General features: G+C 41.4%; 14 protein-coding genes. 7 read left to right on the plus strand and 7 right to left on the minus strand.

Going from position 1 to position 20749, the window contains the following annotated elements:
* Positions 1-779 precede the first annotated feature (779 nt).
* The 3 genes from PING_RS14055 (at position 780) to ptsG (ending at position 5638) form a co-directional block, all read left to right on the plus strand.
* Positions 780-2438, plus strand: a complete 1659-nt coding sequence (locus PING_RS14055; RefSeq protein ID WP_011770988.1) for a trypsin-like serine protease — start codon at positions 780-782, stop codon at positions 2436-2438.
* An 86-nt stretch (positions 2439-2524) separates the two neighbouring features.
* On the plus strand, positions 2525-3913 hold the full coding sequence (gene dbpA / locus PING_RS14060) for an ATP-dependent RNA helicase DbpA (protein WP_011770989.1): 1389 nt from the start codon (positions 2525-2527) through the stop codon (positions 3911-3913).
* Between the two features lie 318 nt (positions 3914-4231).
* Positions 4232-5638, plus strand: a complete 1407-nt coding sequence (gene ptsG / locus PING_RS14065) for a PTS glucose transporter subunit IIBC (RefSeq protein WP_011770990.1) — start codon at positions 4232-4234, stop codon at positions 5636-5638.
* A 498-nt stretch (positions 5639-6136) separates the two neighbouring features.
* Here ptsG and gcvT read toward each other — a convergent pair whose 3' ends face one another.
* Positions 6137-7267: a glycine cleavage system aminomethyltransferase GcvT gene (gene gcvT, locus PING_RS14070; RefSeq protein ID WP_011770991.1), complete on the minus strand. Its 1131-nt coding sequence runs from the start codon at positions 7265-7267 to the stop codon at positions 6137-6139.
* Positions 7268-7378: 111 nt separating this feature from the next.
* Positions 7379-8005, minus strand: a complete 627-nt coding sequence (locus PING_RS14075) for a helix-turn-helix domain-containing protein (protein WP_011770992.1) — start codon at positions 8003-8005, stop codon at positions 7379-7381.
* Positions 8006-8337: 332 nt separating this feature from the next.
* Here PING_RS14075 and gcvH point away from each other — a divergent pair, with 332 nt between their 5' ends.
* Together gcvH and gcvP are read left to right on the plus strand one after the other, a co-directional pair.
* Complete coding sequence (gene gcvH / locus PING_RS14080; protein ID WP_011770993.1) at positions 8338-8715, plus strand: glycine cleavage system protein GcvH; 378 nt, start codon at positions 8338-8340, stop codon at positions 8713-8715.
* A 128-nt stretch (positions 8716-8843) separates the two neighbouring features.
* On the plus strand, positions 8844-11744 hold the full coding sequence (gcvP, locus tag PING_RS14085) for an aminomethyl-transferring glycine dehydrogenase (protein ID WP_011770994.1): 2901 nt from the start codon (positions 8844-8846) through the stop codon (positions 11742-11744).
* A gap of 538 nt (positions 11745-12282) precedes the next feature.
* Here gcvP and PING_RS14090 read toward each other — a convergent pair.
* Positions 12283-14058: a putative bifunctional diguanylate cyclase/phosphodiesterase gene (locus tag PING_RS14090; RefSeq protein ID WP_011770995.1), complete on the minus strand. Its 1776-nt coding sequence runs from the start codon at positions 14056-14058 to the stop codon at positions 12283-12285.
* A gap of 719 nt (positions 14059-14777) precedes the next feature.
* Positions 14778-15617 carry a GGDEF domain-containing protein gene (locus PING_RS14095; protein WP_041766521.1) on the minus strand — a complete coding sequence of 280 codons (840 nt, stop codon included), beginning with the start codon at positions 15615-15617 and terminating at the stop codon, positions 14778-14780.
* Positions 15618-16710: 1093 nt separating this feature from the next.
* On the opposite strand from PING_RS14095, the gene PING_RS14100 reads away from it, so the two are divergent.
* Positions 16711-17622: a cation diffusion facilitator family transporter gene (locus PING_RS14100; protein WP_011770998.1), complete on the plus strand. Its 912-nt coding sequence runs from the start codon at positions 16711-16713 to the stop codon at positions 17620-17622.
* Between the two features lie 151 nt (positions 17623-17773).
* On the opposite strand, the gene PING_RS14105 is transcribed toward PING_RS14100, so the two are convergent.
* The 3 genes from PING_RS14105 to PING_RS14110 all read right to left on the minus strand — a co-directional run bounded on the left by PING_RS14105 (position 17774) and on the right by PING_RS14110 (position 19445).
* A complete protein-coding gene (locus PING_RS14105) occupies positions 17774-18199 on the minus strand; it encodes a universal stress protein (RefSeq protein ID WP_011770999.1) in 426 nt (141 codons plus the stop codon).
* Positions 18200-18322 carry a hypothetical protein gene (locus PING_RS21465; RefSeq protein WP_232279368.1) on the minus strand — a complete coding sequence of 41 codons (123 nt, stop codon included), beginning with the start codon at positions 18320-18322 and terminating at the stop codon, positions 18200-18202.
* A 238-nt stretch (positions 18323-18560) separates the two neighbouring features.
* A complete protein-coding gene (locus tag PING_RS14110; RefSeq protein ID WP_011771000.1) occupies positions 18561-19445 on the minus strand; it encodes a LysR family transcriptional regulator in 885 nt (294 codons plus the stop codon).
* Between the two features lie 277 nt (positions 19446-19722).
* Here PING_RS14110 and glaH point away from each other — a divergent pair, with 277 nt between their 5' ends.
* Complete coding sequence (glaH, locus tag PING_RS14115) at positions 19723-20667, plus strand: glutarate dioxygenase GlaH (protein ID WP_011771001.1); 945 nt, start codon at positions 19723-19725, stop codon at positions 20665-20667.
* The last annotated feature ends 82 nt before the right edge of the window (positions 20668-20749 follow it).

Consider the following 20749-nt stretch of genomic DNA (forward strand, 5'->3'; position numbering starts at 1 on the left):
AAAATGCACCCTACTGATAATATATACCCATTCCATTAATTAACTGCCCATGCTCGTAGACCGCACACAGATTGCCTGCTTGCGGTGCATAAAATGCACCCTACTGATAATATATACCCATTCCATTAATTAACTGCCCATGCTCGTAGACCGCACACCGATTGCCTGTTTGCTGTGCATAGAATGGACCCTACCGATAACATACACTTATTATGTTAATTAACTTCCCATATTGATTCAATCTCTTGAACAGAGTATTTGCACTCTCTCTAGATCACTGATAAAAATATTTCACACTCGACTACATCTATTAATAGCAAAAGAAATAATTAAATAATTAAATAATTAAATAATCATATTGCAAAAAAATATAAATCCTTCAACTATTCATTTAAATGGACATTTCCACCTTTTAATCAGATCACAATTTAACTTCTTTTGTTATAATCAGAATTGGTACAACTGTTTAGTCTATCTAGTTCAACAGCAGTGCATTGCTTTATGTACATAAGGCAATAATATTAATAAGCCACTTCCTAATAAAGCGGTTTTAAACGTCCCACTTTTTGACCGGCTAGCTTTACTCAGCTGGCATTAATAATGGCAGCTGCGATTGGATAAAATCCCCTGTTGTATTTAATAAAATTTATATTATTAAGCTCTAACACGCTTATTTTATATCCATTTATGCCCGTTAAAAGTGAAGTTATGTTCCGAATGATTAGTGTCTATACTTAAAAATGAACATCTGAAACAGGGCCATTAATGAAGGTTTATTTATGAAGTACTTCGTAATAAATTTATTGAGAGTATTCTTACTGGTTATATGCGTTCATTATTCTTCAGCATCTGCCCGTGAAATTTCTTTTCGTATTGTTGGCGGCCAGGAAAGTCAAGTTAACGACTGGCTCTGGGTAGTTAGCCTAAAAAATAATGTCACCCAAAATCATTTTTGTGGCGGATCATTAATAGGCGATCGGTGGGTATTAACTGCGGCTCACTGCTTATTTAAAAGTGGGAACCTGAAATTGGCATCGCAACTCACTGCAACTGTTGGTGAATATGACTTAAGCTCAGCCATGGTTACGCCTGCGAGAAGGATTCAGCAGATCTACATCCACCCGGATTACAACAGCTCAACAAGCGTTAATGATATTGCACTGTTAAAATTGGCCTCAAGTGTTAATAATCCAATCTTCATTTCTCCCGCAGACAATGAAGTGACAAAAAAAGCCCTTGCTGCAACCGAATATGTGACGGTACTCGGTTGGGGGTCAACGATCCCCTACAGCTCTTATGGACCGATCACCTATAATTTTCCTAATATTTTGCATGATGTCGAAATTCCGCTAATGACTGATGCAATGTGCACCAAAACATTAGGCAGTACTTATACGGCAGAAATGATTTGTGCAGGTTTACCTGAGGGTGGAAAAGACAGCTGCCAGGGTGATAGTGGTGGCCCATTAGTGATTCAGGAAAATGGCTGGAAACAGATTGGCATTGTTAGCTGGGGATTTGGTTGTGCAACTCCCGGCCATCCCGGCGTTTATACACGATTAGCCTTATACAGCGAATGGGTAAACAGCATCAGCCGAAGAATTTATTTACCTCCTGATTTTGAATTCAATAATACTTTTATTGGTGAAAGCCATTCAGAAACCATCATTATAGAAAATAATTCCGAGTATAACGCAAGCTTAATTTTTACTGCAGAGGGGAGTAATTATTTCTCCTACAATGCTTCAGATTGCGCTTTTATTGAAACTAATAAGAGCTGCGGTTTAATCATCACCTACAGCCCGTCGAATACAAATATAAGTCACAAGAGCATCACCATCAACAGTGAGCGACGAGATTCAACAGCCCTGCAATTATCTTTACTTGGTTTGCCGCTTAGAGATGCGACCGGAATAGCAACGGCAGCGGCTTTTCAAATAGAAAATATTGCCTGGTTTACCGGCGGTTATGCCCCCTGGCAATTAACTCCGGCTGATAATACTTTACAATCTGGTGATATTGCAAATAATGAAAAAAGCTTATTAAAGGCGCAAGTGACAGGCTCAGGAAAATTGAGCTTTGACTGGGCAACTCAATCTGAAAGCGGATTCAATAAATTATTTCTCACAGTTAATGGCGTGATTTATAGCATGATCGACGGCGCTGAATACTTTAATACATATAATGTTTATTTGAATAAAAAGGTGAATGAGGTTATCTGGCGTTACGAAAAAAAGACAACTGTCTCAACCTTAGCCGATCGAGCTTATGTCGCTAATGTGACTTTTGAGGAGATGACTAAGGATGAGTTTGATCTATGGGCAGAGCGAAACGAAGTGACAATGAGTAACTCAGGTGGGGGTGCAATGGGCTGGTTAAGTTTTTTATTATTACCCCTCCTGTTTGGTCGCCACTTTTACAAATTCAGAGAATATTAGCGCAGATACTTTGTTAAGCGGTTAACAAAATGTTATGGTGCGTCACTTTTAAACTTACAAAACAGACATTCTATAGGATCTAAACATTGAGCCAATCCCCTTTCTCAACACTACCATTACATACCGATCTTTTACATAACCTAGAGTCTTTAGGCTATCACGTAATGACCCCCATTCAAGCGCAAAGTTTACCGCATGTACTCGCAGGTAAAGATGTTATCGCACAGGGTAAAACCGGCTCCGGCAAAACAGCCGCGTTTGGTTTAGGTTTGTTAGAAAAACTGAGTGTTAAGCGTTTTCGTATCCAAAGTTTAATTTTATGCCCGACACGCGAACTTGCCGATCAGGTTGGTAAAGAGCTACGCAGGCTTGCCCGCACCATTCATAATATTAAAGTATTAACCTTATGTGGCGGAGTGCCCTTTGGACCACAAATCGGATCACTGGAGCATGGTGCACATATTATTGTTGGTACACCGGGACGTATCGAAGATCATCTGCGCAAAGGTACACTGCGTTTGGATGATTTAGAAGTATTAGTCTTGGATGAAGCCGACCGCATGTTAGATATGGGCTTTCAAGCATCGATCGATGCAATCATAGATCAAGCCCCTAAAAAGCGCCAAACATTATTATTTAGTGCCACTTTCCCGGAAAAAATTAATAATATCGCCAAACGAATTATGACTGATCCGATCATGGTTAAAGCAGAATCTAAACATGATGACTCAGTTATTGCCCAGCATTTTTATAAAGTAGAGAATAGCCAGGATCGTATGATAGCCCTGCGCTTATTATTGCAAAAGTATCAACCAGAATCATCGGTGGTTTTCTGCAATACTAAAAAAGAAGTACAGGAAGTGGCTGATGAACTTGCAAACCGGGGGTTTAGCGCGCTTGCCCTGCACGGTGATTTAGAGCAAAAAGATCGCGACCAGGCATTAATCCGTTTTGCCAATAAAAGTGCCTCTATTCTTGTTGCAACCGATGTGGCAGCGCGTGGTTTGGATATTGATAATCTCAGTGCTGTTTTTAATTATCATATCGCACATGATCAAGAACTGCATGTTCATCGTATTGGCCGTACAGGGCGGGCAGGAAACAAAGGCTTAGCATTCTCTTTTTACAGTGATAAAGAGCATCACAAAGTCTCTGTATTGGAGGACTATTTAGATCGTTCTATTTCACCAGAACAACTGCCTCTTTTAAATTTACTTGATAAAGAACCTCAGCAATCAAACATGATAACGATTCGAATTGATGGTGGTAAACGTCAAAAAATCAGACCGGGTGATATCGTTGGCGCATTAACCGGAGAAAATGGTATTAGCGGCGATCAAGTGGGCAAAATCCACGTATCGGATAACTGGTCATATATTGCAGTACAGCGCGACGTTATTAAAGTTGCCTTTAAAAAATTAAGCGAAGGCAAACTTAAAGGCCGTACCTTTCGTGTAATGGTTGTTCGCGGTTAGTATTAAAATAATTTTTATGGTTCAGATGGTCACCTATCTGAACTTTTTTTCTTTTCCTTGTGCAAATACGCCTCCCAAAAAACGCACAACTTCTCGTCCAACACTTCTTAATCCTATTATCCTCCTTATTCAATAAAAATCCCGTAACAGAATGTAACAATCTTTCTGCTTGTGTAAGCAATTGTAACTTAAAAAAAAGTGTGATCTAGGTATCAGAATCATCACTAACATCTTCTATATACTCCGCCTAAATAGAATTGAAATCTTTTAGGCTTATTGTTTATTTTAAGTCAAATTTAACCTCTAGGAGAATTGTGTATGAACATTTTCGGAAATTTACAAAAAGTAGGGAAGTCATTAATGCTTCCTGTCTCTGTACTGCCTATAGCGGGTATTTTACTCGGTGTGGGTGCTGCAAAGTTCTCGATATTACCTGATGTTATTTCGCAACTGATGGAACAGGCTGGCGGTGCAGTATTTGGTAATATGGCACTTATTTTTGCAATTGGTGTTGCATTAGGATTTACAAAAAATGATGGTGTAGCGGGTCTTGCTGCTGTTGTTGGTTATGTGATCATGATGAAAACAATTGAAGTACTTGCTCCTGGCGCAAATACAGGTGTACTGGGTGGTATCGTCGCCGGTGGTATTGCTGCTGCCATGTTCAACCGCTTCTACAATATTAAGTTACCTGATTACTTAGGTTTCTTTGCCGGTAAACGTGCCGTCCCTATTATGACTGGTTTTGTTGCTATCATTATAGGTGCAATTCTTTCTGTTGTTTGGCCTCCCGTTGGTAATGGTATTGCTGCTTTCTCACATTGGGCTGCAGAACAAAATCCGACACTCGCATTTGGTATTTACGGTGTTGTTGAACGTTCATTAATCCCCTTTGGTCTTCACCATATCTGGAATGTACCCTTCTTCTTTGAAGCAGGTAGTTGTGTAAACAATGCCGGTGAGCAACTAAACGGTGTATTAACATGTTACCTGTCTGCCAATGATGCAACGCGTGCTGCAGGTAATGGTTTTGGTCAATTAGCGGGTGGTTACATGTTTAAAATGTACGGTCTACCTGCTGCTGCTATCGCGATTGCACATTCAGCTAAGCCTGAAAACCGCGCTAAAGTCATGGGTATCATGGTTTCTGCTGCGTTAACTTCATTCTTAACCGGTATTACTGAACCAATCGAATTTGCATTCCTATTCGTAGCGCCAGTTTTATATGCAATCCATGCGCTATTAGCGGGTTCTGCATTTGTTGTTACTAATATGTTAGGTATGGTACACGGTACTTCATTCTCACATGGTCTGATTGATTTCTTGGTACTCTCTGCTAATTCACAAAAATTCCTGTGGTTCCCAGCAATAGGCCTTATTTACGCAGCAATCTACTACACTGTATTCCGTGTTCTTATTGCGAAGTTGGACCTTAAAACACCTGGCCGTGAAGATGAAGAACTTGAGCAAGAACTTGCACTTGATAGCACTGAAATGTCTATTCTTCTTGTTGCGGCATTCGGTGGTAAAGTGAATATTGATAGCTTGGATGCTTGTATTACACGTTTACGTATCAGTGTTAAAGATATATCACTAGTAGATAAAGCTGAACTTAAGAGATTAGGTGCTGCCGGTGTGGTCGTATCAGGTAACGGAGTTCAAGCTATCTTCGGTACTAAATCTGATAACTTAAAAACAGATATGGAAAATTACATGTCTAAATAGTAAGTTGTCGGGCAGCTGTTTCACCTGCCCGCGCTTTAAAGTAGAAGCTTAACAATTTATAACACTGTTTATTTGTTAAGCTTCGACTTATTACTCTAACCCTTTGTTAATGTTTCCTTTTAAAACCTTATCGCTACATCACCTATCCCAACAAGCCTTATTTTACTTATCGCAGATACAACCAGATTAGACCCATTCCATTAAATTTATAATTTAATAAATCTCCCATCGCTCTCCTATAGAAAAACGTAAAAAATAATGCAATTAATCAATAATATTAGCTATCAAAAGCTGATGGTCGCGGGGGATGAGCAGGCGTTGTGTGCGACTGAATTGGCTGTTTTGATACTTTGCAACCCGCTTAAAAAACTATCTCTTATTTAGATCGCAAGACTTAGAGGGGGGTAATGTGGCAGCGGCTAATAAAAAAAAGAAGCGTAATACGCTCCTTTTTTAAAGACTGTTTTTTAACCGCGTAAATTTTTAACCACGGAAGCTTTAACCTCTAAAGTAATTCGCTTCAACAAAAGGCATTTTTACTACTGTCATGGGCAGTTTTTTAGCACGCACTTCAGCAAAGACTTCCGACCCGATTTGGCTGCAATTCACATCAACATAGGCCATTGCAACAGGCATCCCTTTTGAAGGGCCGAAGGTACCGCTGGTAACAATACCAATTTTATTATCAGCCGCATCAAACAATTCACAACCTTCACGCACCGGCGCTTTTGATGTGCCCAATAAACCGACACGCTTACGGGTAATATTTTTGCTTTTGATCTGTTCAAGAATAATGTCAGCACCCGGAAAACCACCTGGACGACTACCCTCTGCACGACGAGCTTTGCTAATACCCCATAATAAACTTGCTTCGACCGGTGTTGTGGTTTCATCAAGATCATGGCCATATAAACATAAACCCGCTTCCAGACGTAATGAGTCTCGTGCGCCAAGACCAATCCACTCAACTTCAGCAAAAGCCAGCAGTTCACGTGCCAGAGCCTCAGCTTGTGCGGCAGGGACAGAAATTTCAAAGCCGTCTTCACCCGTATAACCGGAGCGGCTAACATAACATTCGACACCCGCCAGCTGTATTTTCATAGCATCCATAAAGCGCATATTGTTGACCGCCGGATTAATCTTCGCCAGAACCTCTACCGCTTGCGGACCTTGTAATGCCAGTAAAGCACGATCTTCGATCACTTCTAACCTGACATCACTGGGAAGATTAGCCCGCAGATGCGCAATATCTTGTTGTTTACACGCCGCATTGACCACAACCAATAAAAAATCGCCAAGGTTACCCACCATTAAATCATCATTAATGCCGCCCTGCTCATTAGTGAAGAAAGCATAACGTTGTTTGCCCACGGGTAAATCCATAATATCAACGGGGACTAAGGCCTCTAATCCCTCCGCTGCATTTTCACCAAAAAGACGCACCTGCCCCATATGTGAAACATCAAATAAGCCAGCAGCATCACGGCAATGCAGATGTTCCTTACGCACTCCCAGTGAATATTGCACGGGCATATCATAACCCGCAAAAGGGACCATTTTACCCCCCATTTCAATGTGCAGTGCGTGCAGCGGGGTAACCAAAAGTTCTTCGGACAGTGAATCGGACATAGGTTTAATACTCCATATTGCGCAATAGTTGCGGCTGGTTCATTTAATTGTCAGATGGAGACAATCGTTTTGGTGGTTATTTTTCAACTTATGGTGCAGCGTCAGTTCTGTTTATGAAGCGGTCACCCAAAGGATTAAAGCATCTTCTTCGCTACTGGAAATAAGCATGTGCCCCATATTCGCATCGTAGTAGACCGAATCGCCTTCATTTAACGTGACGGGTTCATAAAATTCTGAAAAAAAGGTTATATCACCACTTAATACTAATAAAAATTCATCTCCGGCGTGGCGGATCCAATCCGAATAATCCGAAAAATCACGCGCCCTGACCCGCGACTTGAAGGGCATCATTTTTTTATTGGTTAACTGCGTGGCCAATAATTCATGTTCATAGGTTGAAGTCGGATGCGCCTTGCCCTCGTTATTACGCGTAATGTCACGGCGACCGGTCGCACTGACCTGTTTGGGCGGCGCAAAAAGCTGCGGAAGATCTATCTGTAAACCCCGAGTCAATTTCTGCATTGCCTGAAAGGTTGGTGATATCTGTTCATTTTCTATTTTAGATAACGTAGAACGTGCTAGTCCAGTTTTCTTGCTGGCTTCTTCCAGCGTCAAACCGAATGACTTGCGAATTTCTTTTAAACGCTCTCCGAGTTTAACGGGCTCTATTTTGTCTGATCCCCGATCGTTAGAAATTTTCATTGACGGATAAATATCTTGTTCATTCAGATCAGTCATCACTGTTCTCCTTTTCTCTTGCTATATAGTAAACATCAAAAATAAAAGCGCACAGGAAAAAACAGGATCCTGATCTCATAAAAGAGAAAAAGTTTCCTTTTGGAAACTTTTGGTCAAGCAGAATAGAATAATCAACCTATAATGGCTGCCTGGTCGTCCTTTTGACTTATCAGGATAGGTAATAATTTATCCTATGAAAAAATGTTGGTTAGGCTTTAACTTAACCCTGTCATCTTATCGATTTAAATAAAACCACATTCATTATTGTCATTAGCTCTCGATGAGTCATTAGCAATAAATATTTCACACAACCAATTAGCTAAGGATTTAATATGGGAAGCGCATTAATGTTTACTGATACACATGAGTGGATACTCGATAACGGTGATGGTAGCGTCACTATCGGTATTTCAAACCAGGCTCAACAACTTTTAGGAGATGTTGTCTTTGTTGATATGCCAGAAGTGGGTGATAACACGCAAGCGGGGGAAACTTTCTCTTTAGTGGAATCAGTTAAAGCAGCCTCGGATCTCTATGCACCCGTAACAGGTGAAATTATTGAGATTAACGAAGAACTTGAAGATAGCCCCGAATTAATTAATGAATCCCCCTATTCTGCAGGTTGGATTGTCAAAATCAAATTAGCTGATCGCAATGAGCTTAATAATCTTATGTCCAGTGAAGATTATCTCGCGGCGAATGCAGAATAATCATTCATTCACAACCTATCTAATCAATTAGGCTGCTTCGAATGAAGCTGCCTTGCTTTTTTTCTGCTATCTCCCCTCTTAATCAACATAAAACAGGGGGATAAGTAAATATTATTCAGGAATCCCCTATGACAGATACAACGCTTCTCGATTTATTAAGTGACAGTAAAGAGTTTGCGACTCGTCACAATGGCTCCGGTGCAGCACAACAAAAAAAGATGCTGGAGACTATCGGCGTGCAGAGCATTGAGCAGCTAATTGATCAAACTGTACCAGCAGCCATTCGTCTGCCCGAGAAAATGAAGTTAGCTGAGCCGCAAAGCGAATCCATGACGCTGGCATCGCTCAAAGCGATCGCTGAAAAAAACATTGTTAACCGCAGTTTTATTGGCCAGGGTTATTACAATACGTTACTGCCTAACGTCATATTACGTAATGTCTTAGAAAATCCCGGCTGGTACACAGCTTACACTCCCTATCAGCCGGAAATTTCCCAAGGCCGTTTAGAGTCGTTATTAAACTATCAGCAAATGGTGATGGATTTAACCGCAATGGAAATAGCCAATGCGTCGTTGCTGGATGAGGCCACTGCTGCCGCAGAATCAATGACCTTATGCAAACGTGCCGGTAAAAGCAAAAGTTTAGCTTTCTTTGTGGCCGATGGCATTCACCCGCAAACCGTAGACGTTGTACGCACCCGTGCTGAATTCTTTGGTTATGAGATTATTAGCGGTTCAATGGAAGATCTTGACAACCATGATCTGTTTGGCGCACTGCTGCAATACCCCAGCACCACGGGTAATATTCAAGATCTAACCGCAATCATTGAAAAAGCACATGCTAAAAAGACTCTGGTTTCTGTCGCTTCCGACTTGTTAGCATTAACCCTGCTTAAAGCACCCGGCGAAATGGGCGCAGACATTGTTATCGGCAGTGCGCAGCGTTTTGGTATACCAATGGGATTTGGCGGACCGCACGCCGGATTTATGGCAACCAAAGAAAAATTCAAACGTACTATGCCCGGCCGTATTATCGGTGTATCAAAAGACAGCAAAGGCAAGCCGGCATTACGTATGGCAATGCAAACCCGTGAGCAGCATATTCGCCGCGAAAAAGCGACTTCAAATATTTGTACCGCTCAGGCCCTGCTAGCTAATATGTCCGCTTTTTATGCGCTTTATCACGGCCCTGAAGGTCTGCGTAAAATAGCGCGCCGTGTCCACCATTTAACCGCTATTCTAGTGGCGGGTTTACGCAGTGAAGGGTTTGAATTAGCAAACCAGCACTTCTTCGATACTATTACCTTAAATAGCAACGAGCACAGTAAAGCGATTTACCACAGAGCACTTGCAGAAGGCATGAATTTACGCAAATTCCCAACGCCCGATAATATGCCCGTGCAGCTTGGTATCAGCCTTGATGAAACAACCACTATTACCGATGTTGAAGATTTATTACGTGTTATTACCGGTAAAGCACTTTCATCTGCAGGTTTTGCAGCCCAGGTAGCAGAAGATGAGTTTGCCGGTATTCCGGCCACATGTCGCCGCAGGAGTAAATACTTAACCCATCCGATATTTAATGAGCACCACAGTGAAACGCAAATGATGCGTTACATGAAAAAATTAGAGAATAAAGATTATTCGCTGACCCATGGCATGATCCCGCTCGGATGTTGTACCATGAAACTTAATGCGGCAGCGTTAATGCTGCCCGTCAGCTGGCCTGAATTTTCACAAATGCACCCCTTCGCACCGACCGAGCAGAGCTTTGGTTATCAGGAGCTGGCTGAAAAATTATCCAAAATGCTTTGTGAAGTAACAGGTTACGATGGTTTCTCACTGCAGCCTAATTCCGGTGCACAGGGGGAATATGCAGGTCTTATCGCAATTCACCGTTACCACCAAAGTAACGGTGAAGATCAGCGAAACATCTGTTTGATACCCAGCTCAGCGCACGGCACTAACCCCGCTACCGCATCAATGCTGTCCATGAAAGTAGTAGTTGTAGGCTGTGATCAACAAGGTAATATCGACCACGCAGACTTAAAAGCTAAAATTGATAAGCACCGAGATAACCTCTCCTGCATTATGGTCACCTACCCCTCTACACATGGTATTTATGAAGAAGGGATTCAGGAAATATGTGAATGGGTACATGAAGCCGGTGGTCAAGTCTACCTTGATGGCGCAAATATGAATGCTCAGATAGGTCTTACCAGCCCAGGCTTTATCGGCTCCGACGTATCCCATCTTAACCTCCATAAAACCTTCTGCATACCGCATGGTGGCGGTGGTCCAGGTATGGGTCCGATTGGTGTCAAAAAACATCTTATTCCGTTCCTGCCGGGACATATCGAAGTCACCGAATCTGCAGATAATAAACATTATGCCGTTTCTGCGGCCGAGTTAGGCTCCGCTTCTATTCTGCCTATCTCCTATGCCTATATTGCCATGATGGGTGAACAGGGGTTAACCTCAGCGACCCAGATCGCTATCTTAAATGCGAACTACATAATGGAGCGTTTACGTCCGCATTACCCGATTTTATACCAGGGTAAAGAGGGCCGCGTTGCGCACGAATGTATTATCGATATTCGCCCGCTTGAAGCAGCATCGGGTATTTCCAATGAAGACATCGCTAAACGTCTGATGGATTATGGCTTCCATGCGCCGACTATGTCCTTCCCGGTGGGAGGTACCTTTATGATTGAACCGACTGAATCAGAAAGCACCGCTGAACTGGACAGATTCTGTGATGCCATGATAGCTATCCGCCACGAAATCAAGCAGATAGAAGATGGTGAATGGTCTGCAACGGATAATCCGCTGGTCAATGCTCCCCATACACAGGTTGATTTAATGGAGTCCGAGTGGACCCATGGTTACAGCCGTGAGCTGGCCTGTTTCCCATCAAAGCACAGTAAAGACAGTAAGTACTGGCCGACAGTAAACCGTGTTGATAACGTATTTGGTGACCGTAACCTGATTTGCTCATGTCCAAGTATTGAAAGTTATATGGAAGAATAAGCACCAATAATTAGAATTAGTTCGGATTTAATAAAAACAGTTATCTTAATCAAGTTACTTATTAACCACTATAAATAAAAAAGGCGAACCAGAAATGGCTCGCCTTTTTTTAATTTGAATATCTAATACCAATTCCATTAATTAACTTCCAATCTCGATTCAATTTATTGAACAGAGTATTTGCACTCTCTCTACATCAAAAATAAAAATATTCCACACTCGGCTACATTTATTAATAGCCCGTAGGGTGCGCACCGATTACCGCTGTTTGCGGTGCATAGAATGCACCCTAACAATAATACCAAACGCATAAATTTAAGTGATCAGATTTATTATTCAATAATCATCACTACTGCTTTATGATTGTCAGTTTTTCCTTTGAAGGCATTGATCATAAACTTAACGCGTTTTGTATTAATAGCATTCTCTGACACTCGCGGCTTATTTGGTCAGCTCGTAGGGTGCATTAACACTGTTTGCAGTGCATAGAATGCACCCTACCAATAATACCAACAGCACTAACCCTCAGTGCTTAATATTAGCTGTCAGTAAAACGACCGATTAATGCATCAAACTGATCAATAGGTATTGGTTTGCTGAATAAATATCCTTGGTAAAGAGTGCAACCTTTTCCTAAGAGTAATTGTTGTTGCTCTTCAGTTTCCACTCCCTCGGCAATGACGTCTATATCCAGAATCTGTGCCATAGCAATAATCGCTTTGACTATCGCTTTATCGTTATTATCTGTCGCAATATCGCGCACAAAGGACTGGTCGATTTTGAACTGATCGAGGGGCAGCCGCTTAAGGTACTGTAAGGATGAATAACCTGTTCCAAAGTCATCCAGAGAGAACTGCACGCCAATCTTATTTAATGCCTTCATCATGGCAATGGTGACTTCGGTGTCATATTGCAGCAGGCTTTCGGTCAATTCCAGCTTGAGTAAATTTCCGGGAATAGCATGTCGTTGTACAGCTGACTGGACTTGATCCACGAAATCCTTCTGCCGGAATTGTTTTGCACTCACATTGACTGCCAGTGTTAAGTCGCGCGTCTGCGACTTTTTCTGCCATACTTTGATCTGCGCACAAGCCGTTTCGATAACCCATTTCCCAATGGACAGAATCAATCCGGTTTCTTCCGCTATAGGGATAAAGGTAGCAGGTAACACTAGCCCGTGTTCAGGGTTCGTCCAGCGGATCAATGCTTCGGCTCCCAATACCCGGTTGTCACTGTCCATCTGAATTTGGTAATACAAATGAAATTGCGACTTTTCAATGGCAATGCGCAATTCATTTTCGAGGGTGATGCGCGCGTTAATACTCTCCTGCATTTTCGGGTTAAAGAACCTGATCAGATTGCCACCTGCTTGTTTGGCCTGATACATGGCGATATCGGCTTGTTTGATCAGATCTTCTGCCGTATTACCCTGATGGTCGAAAAAGACCGCACCGATACTTACGGTGCTGTGACATTTGTGCATGTCGAGTTGGTAAGGTTTGTTGAGCTCAGCTAAAATTTTATCAGCAATAGCCTTCGCCTTTGTTGCGGCTTCAATGGGATTTTCGTCCAGGTTTTCCAGAATCAACATAAACTCATCCCCTCCCAGACGCGCCACGGTATCGCCTTTGCGTAGACAGGATTCCAGGCGTTGCGCTGTCTGTATCAGCAGTAAATCACCGACTTCATGGCCGAGGGTGTCGTTGATATCCTTGAAATGATCCAAATCAATAAACATCACCGCACTTTCACAGCCTTGACGCACGTTGGAAGCTAATGCGTGATGCAGCCGGTCTATCAAAAGACGCCTGTTGGGCAAGCCGGTAAGCGTGTCATAGAAGGCAAGGTCATTAAGCTCTTCTGCCAGTTTAGCTTTCTCTTTGCTTTGAAAGGTAAGATCCTGGTTGACAATAGCAAGCTCCGCTGCCCGTTTAGCTTTCTCTTTGCTTTGAAAGGCAAGTTCTTTATTGGCAATAGCAAGCTCCACTGCCCGTTTAGCTTTCTCTTTGTTTTGAAAGGTAAGCTCCTGGTTGGCAATAGCAAGCTCCGCTGCCCGTTTATCCTTCTCTTCGTTTTGAAAGGCAAGCTCCTTGTTGGCAATGGCAAGCTCCTCGTTGACAATGGCAAGCTCCTTGTTGGCAATGGTAAGCTTCTTGTTGGCAATGGTAAGCTTCTTGTTGGCAATGGTAAGCTTCTTGTTGGCAATCGCCAGCGCACTGTTGGCAACGGCCAGCTTATTGTTGGCAATAGCAAGCTCTGACAAATAGCCTTTCCTGTCATTAATTTTACTGTCGTATTCTGCGTCCTTACTCATTTGTTTAACCCTCTTACATTTAAACCGTGTCTTAGGAAGGGCAGGATATTTGATAATCCCCCCACTTTCCCTTTACGGCAACTGTAAAACCAAAATTATTTTAACCCGTCTTTTAATGGTTTTCCCCATTCAACTGGCATTCGAATTTTCCACCTATTCTGTTTTTCGAAAATGCGCTTAAATTCGAATAACACCTGCAGAAAGCTCAACCTTTCAGATCAGTAGCTTTTCCAGTTTGTCCAAGTTATCTATTTCCCTTAAGCGTCATCAATTGTCATTTTCTCTGCAGGGTAAAGCGCTTCAATCTTAGGCAACACAGATTCATTTCTCTGATATAAACTGCTTTAGTACTGCCTGTTTTAGACACTAAAGAACACCAAAGTATTTCTACATCTTCGGCCAGCTTTACTGAAGTTGGTATAGATGACCTTTAATACAATCATCTTTTTATTTTATTGTATGCTAAAATTTCAAAATCACCTTTACTAACAGAAGCAGATACAAAACACCTGTTAGCTAAACGACTCATTTTTTCCTATCTAAATAATGGCTTTGTTATAAGATCAATACAAAGCACTCAAAAAACACTCAACCCTCTATCAAGCTCAAAAGAGCTGATTAAAAATAAATTTGAAATGCTATTTTTTAAGCATAAAAACGGTTTTTATATTTGCAGGATTTTTACCAATATTAAAACGTTAGCACTTTGCCAGAAAGGGTTACACTTGAAGAGGATATTTTGATTGGTCTGCTATTACCTTGTTACGCCCCTGTCCCTTTGCCAGATAAAGATTATTATCTGCTCGAAGAACTAAGCTTTCTTGAGTTGTGATAGAACCACCGTAACTCGACACCCCTATACTGATGGTTAGTTTGATTTTAAGTGCTTTGGAACCCACAAAAAAATGATGCATCTCAATTCTTTTGCGTAATCGTTCTGCCAGAATATGGGCATATCCAGGACCCGTATTGGGTGCAATTACAAGAAATTCCTCCCCCCCGTAACGCGCCATAACATCGAAGCTGCGAAGCTCTTGAAGCACTAACGCGCTAATGTCAGTAAGCACTTGATCGCCGACTTGGTGCCCGTGCTGATCGTTTATCAGTTTGAAATTGTCCAAGTCGATCAGTAATAGTGAGAGATCAAATTTGTATCGCTGCGCTTTTGCTATCTCTTCCTGCAGGCATTTTTCCATATGTCGGCGGTTATATACACCGGTCAGAGGGTCAGTGGAAGACTCTTTTTCCAGTTCGCAGATGCGTATAATATCCAGCGCAGTGTTTAAAGACAGGAAGGTTGATAACAATACAAAACAGGCGCCAAAAAAGAATACACCAGGCACAATGAGATCCGTTGCTTGTGTATGTTTTTCCCAAAAAATATTGACATAAGCCAGATAACCAAGCACAAACAGACTAATCAGGCAGCCCATGGTAAACCAGCCCTTATGAGATCGCCCCTCAGGAAAACTTCGGAGAATTCGCCTAACCGTAAGAAGAGATCCCAGAAGGATTAATATGCCCACCAGCACCAGACTGTTAGATAGCAGTAATAACAAATTTAAGCCCAATTTATTTGGATGACTGAATAAGAACCAACGCCGCGCTCACTGGCCGTTAAGTGGCTGCTGTTTTTTGCATTTTGTTTTGGAAAAACCTCAAAAACGGTATTGTGTTAGAGAGTCATCATTTATTGAATGAAGCCGCTATACGGCAGAAAAAACTACAAAAATCTAAGCTCCAAATAAGATACAGTCAATATTGACGGCTTTATTTGAAGGTTGTTATCAATCCACTGAACAAACCCTTTTGATAATTTAGATCAATATTATATCAACATATTAACATTACAAGATAAATCCCCCAATACCATCAACTGTTACAACCGTTTTCCCAGTCAAGTCACCATTTTTAAATACCTGGCCCCAGCTTCACACTTTTTTCGGGGATCACCAGAAACGCACAAGTGCGGGCAGCCAAAAATACTGGCGAATGCTAACCATGCTCTCCTGTCTAAATTCAGCGCGCTAAGTAGGCCGAGTGTTAGCTCACTTATAAAAAGTAATCGCTTGCCTTGTTTCTTTCCAAACTTTTTGCCTGAAGGTAGGGCAGCGCCTCAACTCGGCTGATGGTTAACAAACACCCCCTTTCAATTTCAAATGCCTGGTGTGCAATAAGCGGTAGGATCCGCTCTGGATTGAACTCTGCAGCGGATCGGTATAAGGGAAAAATACAGGTCGTTACAAAAGATAATATAAAATTTCAATAAGGTTTTACTCTCATCGAAACGCGATAAGAGGGAATGCTATGCAATAAAACGATCTGTTTAAATCAACCTTGAGCGGGGCTTTATGCTTTTATACTCAACCAGAAAAATCACTATAAATTTAAAAAATAATGCTATTCATAAACATAAGTTATTAATTAGTTAAACTATATTAAATGTACTAATGCAGATGCTGTTACCAGTCAACGCTGAATGCTTGGCTTTTTATTTAACTTTATTGACGTTAGCTGATTTTATAGCAAACTCATTGTTTGAGCGCTTCAGGTCAGTCTGTCTATAAGCTGTTTTTAAGAATATATCGACAATGTGAGTTAACGGGCTTATCAACAAATGCATGGCTCAGTCAGTAAAATTCAGGAATAAATATGTCAACCAATGCTTCTACCAAAGTTATTATCGCAGCTTTAATAGGCAACGCAGCTATTGCGATCACCAAGTTTTTTGCCGCTTTTATGACCGGCAGTTCAGCTATGCTCTCTGAAGGCATACATTCACTGGTTGATACCGGAAATCAGATATTATTGCTCTATGGGATGAAACAGGCAAAAAAACCGGCTGATGATGAATTTCCCTTTGGACATGGTAAAGAAATCTATTTCTGGAGTTTTATTGTGGCGATACTGATCTTTGCTGTGGGTTCCGGTGTGTCTATCTATGAGGGCATTCGTCATGTGATCCACCCGGCTGAGATAAAAAACCCCATGGTCAACTATATCGTATTGTGCCTTGCGCTTCTGTTTGAAGGCGCTGCATGGTTTTTTGCCTTTAAAGAGTTTGGCAAAGTTAAGGGAAAACACGGTTATATCGAAGCGGTCCAGAAAGGTAAAGATCCTTCTATGTTTGTTGTGCTGTTTGAAGATTCCGCCGCTTTGTTAGGTTTGTTGATAGCTTTGCTGGGTATCTGGTTAACTCAGGTCACCGGTATTGCTCTTTTCGATGGCATCGCTTCTATCTTAATCGGATTGATTCTTGGCGGTACGGCTATCTGGCTGGCGATTGAAACCAAGGGCTTGCTGATCGGTGAGGGAGCCAATAAAGAAGTCATCAACAGTATCAGAAAGATCGCAAATTCTTTTGAAGAAGTTGAGAAAGTGAATGAGCTTCTTACTATGCACATGGGGCCCGAATTTATACTGGTCAATATTAGTATTCGTTTTAAACGTGAGCAGTTAACCCGTGAACTCGAAGAGGTTATTCAGTCACTTGATGCTGCGATCAAGGCGGAGCATAGAATGGTACAGCGAATATTTATCGAAGCCGAATCATTTCAGGAATAACGGAAAAAACAGCCATTCAATTTTCATTCTCCGAAATGCTTTAATCAGAGATTCAATTGAACGACAGTTCAGTATTATGAATGGGCTACTTACTGATTGCTGATAATTATCTCTGCATGCGATCTCAGTCTATATAACTGTCAATCCTAGATTAGCGCACTACAAAGACAGAGCAATGCGCATGACGCACTATTTTTGCCGCATTAGATCCCAATAGATAGGATCGAAATTTGGGTTTAGCCGATGCCATCACAATCGCGTCAGCATTACTTTTTTTCGCTTGCGCAACCACTTCATCGGACACAGCACCATGACGAATAATGCAACGCCCCCTGTTCCACTTAGGAATAATGGCATCAAACATCGCCTGCACGGCTAATTCTGTCGCAGAATGTTTTTCAGTAAGGCGATCACTGACCGCCGTTATCGCCATGCGCCGATGGCTTGCGGTATCATCAACAAAGAGTATATCAATAACCCCATCGTCATCGAGAAGCTTAAGTGCCATGCTGACCTCTCTTTCGACAAGTTCGTTAAATGCTAAATCAACCGGCATTAATATATGTTTTAAGCTCATCTACCCCTCTCCCATTAATTTATTAGGTAACCATAAAACTATTTCAGGAAAGACCATGCACAAAATTAATACCGACAGCTTTAATAAAATAAACGGCGTGATAGAACGGTAGATATCCATCATGGTAACGCCTGGCGGTGCAATACCTTTAAGATAAAACAGCGTGAATCCATAGGGTGACGTATGGATAATGCTTAAATTGAGATATGGATAATGTTTAAGGCGGGAAAGTGATTATCTTAATATTTTTAAGTAGGTTGCTGTAGAAATAAAGGCCAAGTGATCTTTCTATATTACCAAAGGCGCAATAATAGCTTCTAACTTCCCGTTAGTGATGCACTAACGGGAAGTCAGACAAACATTAGCCCTGTCCGCCATCCATTTCTTCTTGTAGAAATGTAACCAATGCTTGGGATGCTTGGGATAAGTAGTGACTTGCTTTCCACCCTATCCCCAAATGTATTGGAATAGGGGGATTAAAAGGCACAGTCACAAGCTCACTATCTTCGGTCAAAATAATAGGTAAACAAGTCGAGATACCTATTTTCTTGCGGATTAACGATTTCAATAATTCAATTAAATTCGTTTCAAAACGAATATCAGGATTAATTCCATGTTGCTGGCAATAACTGCTCACCGCTTCGCGCAGAAAATAACCTTCACGGAACAGAACCAAAGGCTGGTTGCAAAATTGCTCGAGTGTGATGTTATAGCATTTGGCAAATTCATGTTCCCGCGGTACACAAGCCACTATTTGCTCTTTAGCTAAGGTAATACAGCGAATATTGTCATGGTGTCTATCGGCGCGGATCATCGCCAGATCTAATTCACCATCAAGCAGCATATTGGCTAAAGTCGCCGTACCCGCTTCATGAATATTAATTTGAATACCCGGGTAGCGCTGTTTAAATAATGCCAGCGTATCAGGCAGATAGTAGGAGCCGATCATCGCAGGAGTACCGAGGTTGATGGTGCCGGACTCAAGTCCCTTAAGTTCTTGCAGTTGTATTTTTGCTTGTTTAACATTGTCTAAAATTTTCTGCGCATGCTTCAGCAATACTTGCCCATCACTGGTAATACTCATCTTGCGTTCAGCTCTATTAATCAGCTTCAGTGCCAGTTGTTTCTCCAACTTCTGAATACTCATACTCAATGCTGACTGTGCAATCCCTAATTCCTCAGCAGCTTTAGTAAAGTTTCCGGTTTGCGCTAATACAGTAAAATAATACAGTCTTTTAAAATCCATTACTCAAGGTCCTTATTACATTTCAATACTGCTACGACACAGCGGTTAAATTATCAATACTGTAGCTCGACTATAGCGTCACGGATCAACACAGCAGGGGATTATTAACAATACCACATATCAATAAAATTGATGGAAACTATACTTATCATATATTGTTAATATAGTAAGTTATTTGTTAAAGTTTTGTTAACTCGCGGCAGATGACTCATATTGAGTCCGTACGCTTTACTTGCCAAACTTATTAAGCAGTTTAATAAAGAGAAGGACATCAATTATGAGCACTGGAAATAGTAATTATCATGGTTTCACCGTTACGCCGCATACTGAAAACTCTCGTCTACAAGTAGTCATCATTAAAAAAGCCACACTGGAAAACTTCATAGAAAATACACGTGACTTCGGGCTACAAGCAGTAGAATACAAACCGTTTTTACGCTATGCAGTGGCAGATAAACTGGATCAAGCTTGTAATTACGAACTAGGAAAATTACTCAATGAAATTATGCAGGATCGTGACAGAGCGGCATTTTTATTAGAAGCAGATGAATCTGCACAAGCTGACTTTATCGACAGCGACGAGCAACGTGATTTTTTTGTTATTCTATCAACAGCTGTTTCTCACCTGATTGGCCTGCCCAATTTTGATTCAATGTACGGTAAGTATTACGCTCGATTCACGGTTGTAAATGAAGATAATAGCGACAGTTATTTGCGCCAACCGCACCGTAGAATGGAACTGCATAACGATGGAACCTATGTCGATGAGCGCACGGATTTTGTGCTGATGATGAAAATGGACGAGAAGAACATGGAAATGGGTGACTCTTTGCTTCTGCATATTGACGATTGGAAAGATCTGCCGCATTTTTATAATCATCCGCTTGCTAAACAAGACATTGTTTGGACAACACCACCCAGTAAAAATATTAATTACCAAATTGAACATCCCATCTTCTTTGAAGAAGATAAAAACGGCAAACCACACATGCTGTTTATCGACCAATTCGCTTGCCCGCAACGCATGCAGGAAGGATTATATTTACATCAAATGAGCGAATCATTAGAAAATGAGAGTAACTGCTTTAATATCCGTGTTAAAACAGGTGCGATGTTGGTTGCACAAAATCATTGCTGGTTACACGGCCGTGACAAGTTTATTTCTAATCCAGGTCTAAAACGTGAATTGCTGCGTCAACGTGGTCATTTTACAAATAAATAAATAAGATATGGACTAATCCAATGAGCGAATATAACCTCAATCAGGTTATTTTTCACCCAGGTGAGGTTATACCAATTCCATT

Source organism: Psychromonas ingrahamii 37 (assembly GCF_000015285.1).
Taxonomy (GTDB): Bacteria; Pseudomonadota; Gammaproteobacteria; order Enterobacterales; family Psychromonadaceae; genus Psychromonas; species Psychromonas ingrahamii.